Consider the following 9,051-nt stretch of genomic DNA (forward strand, 5'->3'; position numbering starts at 1 on the left):
AAACTCCCAAAGATTTAGTATTTATTCCCGTTCATCTTAAATGATGGAAAATCATACATTTATTACTATTATTTAGGCAATTTATTAACCCAAGACCGAGTATTATGAATGCACTTTATCCACAAGTACAAGATTGATTTTTTTGAAAAATATGATCTCGCCAGAAAAAACAACCAAAACACTGATTTTTAACAATAATTATTTTTAACCAGAAAGCATGATCATAGCAAAAAAGGGCTTGGATCGCGATCAAAATATGTGATCTATTTTAGTTACCCCAAGCTTTTATGCACTTTCTATACAGTGCCTGTGGAAAACTTCTTAAATATAAGGATCCTAGCAGATCCCACAACACCATCTATTAGTCCTTCTCTATTATAAATGCGATTATGGTTGACTTTAAGGTGCTTCATCGATAATATCTCGCGCTCGCAATGGCACCTGTGCCAGGATCGCGACCTGCATAGGATGTTTTAACCTTTAACCGATCGGATGGAATTGTTATGAAAAGAACTTTTCAACCTAGCGTTTTAAAACGCAAACGTGCTCACGGTTTCCGTGCTCGCATGGCAACTGTAAATGGCCGTAAAGTATTAGCTCGTCGCCGCGCTAAAGGCCGTAAAGTTCTTTCTGCTTAATATATAAGTGGAAGACTTTAACTTTGGCAGGGAGTTACGTCTGTTAACTCCCTCGCATTACTCTCGTATCTTTAATGAACCCGCTCGGGCCGCAACTCCTTTCTTTACCTTATTAGCAAAACCGAATGACCAAGCAAAACCTCGCTTAGGACTGACTGTCGCTAAAAAACGAGTTAAAAAAGCTTGCCAACGAAATCGTATTAAACGTCTTGCTCGCGAAAGTTTTCGTTTAAATCAACACACCATTGATAATATAGATATTGTACTAATGGTTAAAAGCGGCATTGATGAACAATCAAATGAAGAGCTAACCAAACAACTCACTAAATTGTGGCGTAAAATTAACGAGCGCTGTAAACCTGGTGCGCCTAAACCACCACCTTTTAAAAAACGCCCTAACAAATCGGCGAAATCCAATAAACAAAGCCAATAGCAATAGAATTATAGGGTTAATTAAGGTATCTTTAGCTCACCTTTTAATCATGCATTTAAAATTCCGCTTTGGGTGTTTAAATTCATGGTATCAACCCACTAAATCTACACAGAGGATAGAACATCATGAGGTTACTTAAACCACTTGTTGCTTTTCCAAAGTTATGTTTAGTGTTATTAATTCGCGGTTATCAAAAGTGGATTAGCCCACTGTTAGGCCCGCATTGTCGTTTTAATCCTACTTGCTCAAGTTATGCTATTCAGGCAATTAATTTGCACGGATCAGTAAAAGGCAGTTGGTTAGCGCTCAAACGCATATTAAAATGTCACCCTTTACATTCAGGCGGAGACGACCCCGTACCTGAAAAAACAACCCATATTAACCACCAACACGAGAAATAAGAGCTGTTATGGAATCGCAACGCACGTTTTTATTCATCGGTTTGATGCTTGTATCGTTTTTATTGTTCCAAGAGTGGAACAACGACTACAACGCACCAAAAGCCGATCCTAGTGCCAACACACAAACACTACAAACTAACTCACCTGATTCTGATGATTATATACCGTCATCAACAGATGGTGATTTACCAACTGCAGCAACCAGTGCAAAGCGTTCAGTGATTGACATCACGACAGACGTATTCACTGTAAAAATTGATACCCGCGGTGGTGATATTGTTGAAGCCGACTTACTCCAATACGAAGATAAAAAAGGTAGTGAAATACCTTATATGTTACTGGGTGAGTTTGATGGTAATCAATACTTCTCACAAAGTGGTTTAATCGGCTTAAACGGACCAGATGCATCAGCAGAGGGTCGCCCAGTTTATAGCACTGCACAAAAAAGCTTTACCTTAAACGGTGATGAACTTCGTGTTCCTTTAACCTTCACTGATAGCAAGGGTGTTACTTTTACCAAAACCTATGTATTCAAAAAAGGCCAATACGATGTGGCTTTAGAGTACACAGTAAACAACACCACAGCCGAGCCAATCCAAGTACAGCTTTACACTCAAGTAAAACGCACAGTGCAAGAAAAAGGCGGCTTAGTTGATCAAACATACTTAGGTGCGGCTTACGGCTCTAGCGAAGAAAAGTACGATAAGTACAGCTTTTCTGACATGGCTGATAAAAACCTAAATATTAATACACAAGGTGGTTATATAGCTTTTATTCAACACTACTTTGTAAGTGCTTGGGTACCTTCTCAAGATCAGCAAAATACACTTTACAGTTTAATTGCTAAAGGCAACGCTGCAATTATTGGTGCAAAGGGTGAGCCGGTAAATATTCAAGCTAACCAACAAGCTACTATTGGTGCTACTTACTACATGGGCCCGAAAGAGTCTGATAAACTAGCTGCACTTCACCCTAACCTAGATTTAACCGTTGATTACGGTTGGTTATGGTTCATCTCACAGCCTTTATTTGTGCTGTTAAAGTGGTTACACGGCATCTTAGGTAACTGGGGTTTGGCGATCATTGCTATCACCATAATCATTAAAACATTAATGTACCCACTAACGAAAGCGCAATACACGTCAATGGCGAAGATGCGTGCCCTACAACCAAAAATGGCTGCACTAAAAGAAAAGTATGGCGATGACCGTCAAAAATTCGGTCAGGCAACGATGGAAATGTACCGCAAAGAAAAAGTTAACCCAATGGGTGGTTGTTTCCCTATTTTGCTACAAATGCCTATTTTCTTAGCCTTGTTCTATGTATTCTTAGAATCAACTGAGCTACGCCATGCTGAGTTTGTCTTATGGTTAACAGACTTATCTGCGCAAGACCCATACTATGTATTACCAATTTTATTTGGTGCGAGTATGTTTATAACGCAAAAACTCCAACCAATGACGGTCACCGATCCAATGCAACAAAAGATGATGACTTACATGCCAGTTATCTTCTCTGTGTTCTTCTTATGGTTCCCGTCTGGCCTAGTACTTTACTGGTTAGTGTCTAACCTAATTTCAATCGCACAAATGTTAATCATTTACCGTGGTATGGAAAAACAAGGAATAAAAGTGAGGGGCTAGTAGCTCTTTTACTTAGAAAAAGGCGACTTAGGTCGCCTTTTTTATTGGCTGTTTTTAGCCACAGCTATTCGCTACAAATAGCTGCATAGGTTACAATACGCACATACCATTATTCATTAAATTGGCAAATTATTAGCATGATCAATCAAGATACAATTGCAGCACAAGCAACCGCGCCAGGGCGTGGTGGTGTTGGTATTATTCGCGTTTCAGGTAACTTAGCAAAAAGTGTTGCAGAGCAAATAATTGGTCGTTGCCCTAAAGTACGCTACGCCGATTACGTGCCATTTAATAGTCTTGCTGGCGAACAACTTGATCAAGGTATTGCTATTTTCTTTGCAGGCCCTAACTCATTTACTGGTGAAGACGTACTAGAACTACAAGGTCACGGCGGCCCTGTTGTACTTGATATGCTATTGAAAGAAATAAGCCAAATAGATGGCGTACGACTTGCCAAGCCAGGTGAGTTTTCAGAGCGCGCCTTTATGAACGATAAAATGGATTTAACCCAAGCAGAAGCGATTGCCGATTTAATTAACGCAACAAGTGAACAAGCAGCTAAAAGCGCCTTACAATCACTTCAAGGTGAATTTTCAAAGCATATTGAGATGCTCGTAGAAAAAGTAATTCACCTGCGTATGTATGTTGAAGCAGCTATTGATTTTCCCGATGAAGAAATCGATTTTCTATCAGACGGTAAAGTTGCTGGTGATTTAGACGCAATAATAGAGCAGCTTTACAATGTCACCAATCAAGCCAAACAAGGCAGCATCATGCGCGAAGGTATGCGCGTTGTTATTGCTGGTCGCCCAAATGCAGGTAAATCGAGTTTACTTAACGCGCTCGCCGGCAGAGAAGCTGCCATTGTAACCGAAATTGCCGGCACAACGCGTGATGTACTACGAGAGCATATTCATATTGATGGTATGCCGCTGCACATTATTGATACTGCGGGTTTACGTGAAAGCCCAGACCGAGTTGAACAGATCGGCATTGAACGTGCGTGGGATGAGATAAAGCAAGCTGATCGGGTGCTATTTATGCTCGACGGTACAGATACTACAGACACGGACCCGCATGCTATTTGGCCGGAGTTTATGGCTAAACTTCCTGAAGGAATGGGGGTTACTGTGATCAGAAATAAGGCCGATTTATCTGGTGACGAAGTAGGTATGAGCGAAAACCAGCAATACCCGGTGATAAGTTTAAGCGCTAAAAATGCTGATGGTATAGAGTTAGTTCGTACTCACTTAAAGGCTTGTATTGGTTTTCAAGGGGCTACTGAAGGCGGCTTTATGGCACGTCGTCGCCACTTAGATGCTCTCGATAGTGCAGCCCATCATTTACACACAGGTAAAGACCAATTAGAAATGCATATTGCAGGTGAAATTCTTGCCGAAGAACTGCGCTTAACGCAGCACTACCTCAATGAAATTACCGGCGAATTTACCTCTGACGACTTACTAGGTAAGATCTTTAGTTCGTTCTGTATCGGTAAATAACACTTTTTATCAAAGGCGCAGCTCATCTGCGCCTGCTCCAACTCACCCAATTCAACCTTCTCAAACTGGCTTTAATGTATCGCTATGGGTACAATAAAGCACCTTAAAAGCTGATAATAATTCACACTTTACCATTTCTATCTCTCTTGACCTATCCACTAAACTGGTGAATAGTAAGCTATAGAGATATATCAGTATTTTCCATGAATTTTTAGCAAAATAAACTAAACTCATTGTTTTAACTATGATGCGGTCACTTTAGTTAAAACACATAAGAAAAATGACTGACTTATAAATAAAATTAAATACTGCTGCGACACATTATTAAATTGCGACTCTTTACAGGATTAAGGTTTCACCAATGGATATAGCAAAACAAGATATAGCTGCCATCGTTCAAATTTCTGGCCAAACATGGGTAATTACCAACTCTGGACAATGGATTCTAGCGCAAGAGGTAACAAGCTCCCTTGCTGATATTGAAGTCATCACCTTAACCGCAGAGCAAATAGATTTAAACGCAGAGCAACCCCAAGTACTTGTAAATGGTCAATGGTTAACTCTCCCCTCACAAGTCATTACTTCTATAACAACAATAAACGAAAACAACCAACCGCCAACCGAACAACAACCTACAAATCAACAAAGTGCAAACGAAGGCCAACAAGGTAATAACTTCTTTTATCAATTTATTCAGCGAAGTGCGGATTCTATTGTCCCTGAGTCGGGCTTTGATACAACTGGCGCGATTAATACCGATGATGAGAACAGCCCCTTAACTGGCGGTAATGATGGAGATAATGGCGGTGAGATTCTGTTACCTGAATTATCAATTACCATTGCAGATGGTGGTGATGAATGGGTCAATCAATTTGAAACTCCTAACACAGATTTATTTGGTAAAGCCCTGTATGCTAATGATGGCCAAAGCTTAACAGTGACACTCACCGATATTAATGGAAAAACGGTCACTTTAACGACTACTGCACAAAACCAAGCATGGCAAATTAACGATATTGATTTAAGTATGTTTGCTGAAGGGCAAATTATTGCAGATATCCAGCTTACCACCCCCTTCAATAATGCCAATATTAATGCTCAAGATACGAGTGTTAAAGATACCCTTGCTGAGATCAGCTTATCTGTCCAAAAAGTAGAGAAAACTGCGGATAATATATTAGTTGTGTCTTTTTCCGGTGATGTAACCAATATTCAAGATGGCCAACCTGTTACTGTGCAGCTATTTTTCCCAGACGGCACCCTCATTACCAGCGCAGAAACAACCGTTATTGATGGGCAATGGAGTTTGGAAAACATCAGCACAGCCCCGCTTCTTGATGGCAATTATTTAGTAACTGTTACCAGTAACGATTTAGCGGGCAACCCAGCTACGGCTGAGCGCTTTGTGTTTAAAGATACTTTGGCAGAGATCACTGTTAATGTACTAGAAAATTGCAGCACAGAAGGTGAGACCTACGATGTTGTTGGCACAGTCAACGATGTAGAGGATGGTAATATAGTCACTCTCGTTTTAACCGATAGCAATGGCACAAGTAAGACCTTTCAAACCACAGTGCAAAACGGCGCTTATGCATTAATTGATGCCGATATGAGTGGCTTAGCTGATGGTTCTATCACTGTTACAGCAACAGTGAGTGACTTCTCAGATAACCAAGCAAGCGCCAACACTGACTTTATTTATGACTCTCTAGCTCTATTAACAATTAATATTAATGATACCGATGATAGCGTTATAAACGCCGCTGAAGATAACAATGTGTCAATATCTGGCACGGCGGTAGGCATAGAAAATGGCCAAACTGTGTTTATTACCTTAACTGATGTTAATGGTAATACCTTAGAGCTTAGCGCGACAGTAAGTAATGAAGCATGGCTGCTCAACAATGTTGATATTTCAAGTTTAGATAACGGCACAATAACGGCGACCGCAAATAGCACAGATTTAAATTGTAACCCAGCTACTGCAATTGACACAGCCGAGCATGATAAACTCGCTGAAATCACTGTAAATACCACAACTACACTCGCAAGCAACGGCTTACTGTATAATTTTAACGGCACTGTTATCGATATTGAAGATGGTAATGCGGTAACGCTCACAATCACTGATAGAAACGGCCAAAACCAGGTTTTAACTGCCGTTATAATCAATGGCAGCTATAGTGTACAAGGCGTTGAACTGACGCTTGCCGATGGCCCACTTTCGATCACTGTAAACAGCCAAGATGACGCTGGAAACCCTGCCACTGCAAAGCAGCAAGTTGACTTTGATAACAGCGCAAGTATTACAGTTAATATTGATACCGGCGGTGACGCTATCGTAAACTTAGCTGAGTCATCTAACCGAACATTATTTGGTGATGTTACTGATGTTGAAGATGGCCAAATGGTCACAGTTACAGTAACCGACGACAATGGCATTAGCCTTACTTTTACTACACAAGTAAACAATGGCAGTTGGCAAGTCGATAACGCTGATTTAGCAGCTCTTGCCGATGGCACATTAATCATTACTAGCAGCGTTACTGATTTAAGTTATAACACAGCACAAGCAAGTACCACCACCACAAAAGACACACAAGCAAGTGTTACCATACACATTGATTCTGGTAGTGATGAGTTGCTTAATAAAGAAGAAGTTCTCGCTACAAGTATTGCAGGAACAGCGACCGCTATTGAAGATGGTCAATTTGTTCTAGTAACTGTTACTGATAGCCAAAACAAGCAATTAAGCTTTAGAGCAGAGATAATCAATGGCAGTTGGTCACTAACTGATTTAGATCTCAGCAGTTTAGCTGAAGGGCCTATCAATGCCGTTGCAACTGTAAGTGACTTAGCAGGAAATTCAGCAACCGCAACCGATATAGCGTTCAAAGATACGCAATCAAACATCACTGTTGAAGTTGCTGAGCAATGCCATGATGGTGTTGAAATAATCGATTTACTTGGTACTGTTGAGAATGTTGAAGATGGCGCACCAGTAGTGCTGATCATCACCGATAGTGAAGGTAATACCCTGCGTTTTGATACCACCAGTAATAACGGAGCTTGGGCATATACAGGTGCCGATTTAACTGGATTAATCGATGGCGACTTAAACATTCGTGCCTACACCACAGATCTCAGTGGCAATATTGTTTCAACCGATATCAGTTATGTAAAAGACACTATCGCGCAAATCACCATAGACGTAGATACAGGCACTGATGAAGTAATTAATAGTACAGAAACCCCAGCAACGAGCATTTCTGGTACTGTTACTAATGTTGAGGATGGCCAAACAGTAACCGTTTCTGTAAAAGATATTAACGGTAAAATCGTTACCTTTAGCGCCACAGTTTTGGCTGGAGAGTGGCTAGTTGCCGATGCCGATTTAAGTATTTTAGCGCAAGGTCAACTTATCTTCTCGGCAACCGTTAAAGATTTAAGCTGTAATACTGCAACAGCAACCGCAGATCATATTAAAGATACACTCGCCGAAGTAACGATTGTTGTTGAATCAAATGGTGATAACTTAATCAACAGCAATGAAGTCAATGCCGTTACGCTTTATGGTGAGGCGACTCACATAGAAGATGGTCAATTAGTCACTATTACCGTTACGGATTCAGCGGGTATCAGCCAACAATTCACCACAACCGTGATGAATCAACAGTGGCAATTGGCGGATCTTGATTTTACCAGCTTTGCCGAAGGTAAATTAGACTTTACCGTAACGGCTAACGACCTAGCAGGTAACTCAGCCAGCAATACAACTGATGTCTTTAAAGATACCTTATCCACCATTTCGATGCAGATCCAAACTAATGGTGATGACATTCTCAATGAGTTAGAAGTCAACCCAGCTATATTTGGTGGGGTTGCAAATGATATTGAAACTGGTCAAGCCGTTGAAATCACGGTAACCGATAGCCAAGGCACGATACTGACCTTTAATACCGTGGTGCGTAATGGCTATTTTATTATTGAAGACGGTGACTTATCAACATTGGCTGATGGTGAACTCACCTTCACAGCCACTACCACAGACATCAATGGCAACCCTGCAACGGCAACAACGGTAGTAACAAAAAATACAGCGCCAGTTGACATCACTATAGATATAGATACGGGTTCAGATAATGTCATTAATGACGCTGAGTCAGCAACTGTAGATATTACTGGTACCACAGTGAATGTTGAAGACGGTGCAATCGTTACTGTTGTGTTAACAGATAGCAATGGAGATAGCTTAACCTTTACTACTCAAGTATTTAATAACCAATGGCGACTCGATAATATTGATTCCCGGTTTTTAATTGATGGCAACATTAATGGCACAGCGACTGTCACTAACAGCGTCGGTAACTCAGGCTCAGCACAAGAGATTGTTGGCAAAGATGTGGTGGCGAACATCACAGTACAACTTAACGA

At 40.8% G+C, this 9,051-nt stretch carries 6 protein-coding genes; all 6 read left to right on the forward strand.

The window, feature by feature from the left end; all coding sequences use genetic code 11:
* The first annotated feature begins 503 nt into the window (after positions 1 to 503).
* Positions 504 to 638: a 50S ribosomal protein L34 gene (rpmH, locus tag PHAL_RS0121090; protein ID WP_004335215.1), complete on the forward strand. Its 135-nt coding sequence runs from the start codon at positions 504 to 506 to the stop codon at positions 636 to 638.
* Positions 639 to 645: 7 nt separating this feature from the next.
* Entirely contained in the window at positions 646 to 1,071 is a 426-nt protein-coding gene (rnpA, locus tag PHAL_RS0121095) for a ribonuclease P protein component (RefSeq protein WP_016710423.1), read from the forward strand.
* A gap of 125 nt (positions 1,072 to 1,196) precedes the next feature.
* Complete coding sequence (yidD, locus tag PHAL_RS0121100) at positions 1,197 to 1,472, forward strand: membrane protein insertion efficiency factor YidD (RefSeq protein ID WP_016710424.1); 276 nt, start codon at positions 1,197 to 1,199, stop codon at positions 1,470 to 1,472.
* Positions 1,473 to 1,480: 8 nt separating this feature from the next.
* Entirely contained in the window at positions 1,481 to 3,115 is a 1,635-nt protein-coding gene (yidC, locus tag PHAL_RS0121105) for a membrane protein insertase YidC (protein ID WP_016710425.1), read from the forward strand.
* A gap of 137 nt (positions 3,116 to 3,252) precedes the next feature.
* Positions 3,253 to 4,617 (forward strand): tRNA uridine-5-carboxymethylaminomethyl(34) synthesis GTPase MnmE, encoded by a 1,365-nt coding sequence (gene mnmE, locus PHAL_RS0121110; RefSeq protein WP_016710426.1) that lies wholly within the window; start codon positions 3,253 to 3,255, stop codon positions 4,615 to 4,617.
* A gap of 361 nt (positions 4,618 to 4,978) precedes the next feature.
* Positions 4,979 to 9,051 (forward strand): beta strand repeat-containing protein (locus PHAL_RS0121115; protein WP_016710427.1); only part of this gene is annotated, 4,073 nt, incomplete at its 3' end.

Origin of the sequence: Pseudoalteromonas haloplanktis ATCC 14393 (genome assembly GCF_000238355.1) — a bacterium.
Classification (GTDB): Bacteria; Pseudomonadota; Gammaproteobacteria; order Enterobacterales; family Alteromonadaceae; genus Pseudoalteromonas; species Pseudoalteromonas haloplanktis.

Excerpts from the sequence above, each read along its gene's own strand:
- yidC (WP_016710425.1), top strand. The coding sequence starts at position 1,481 with ATGGAATCGCAACGCACGTTTTTATTCATCGGTTTGATGCTTGTATCG.
- yidD (WP_016710424.1), top strand. The coding sequence starts at position 1,197 with ATGAGGTTACTTAAACCACTTGTTGCTTTTCCAAAGTTATGTTTAGTG.
- mnmE (WP_016710426.1), top strand. The coding sequence starts at position 3,253 with ATGATCAATCAAGATACAATTGCAGCACAAGCAACCGCGCCAGGGCGT.
- rpmH (WP_004335215.1), top strand. The coding sequence starts at position 504 with ATGAAAAGAACTTTTCAACCTAGCGTTTTAAAACGCAAACGTGCTCAC.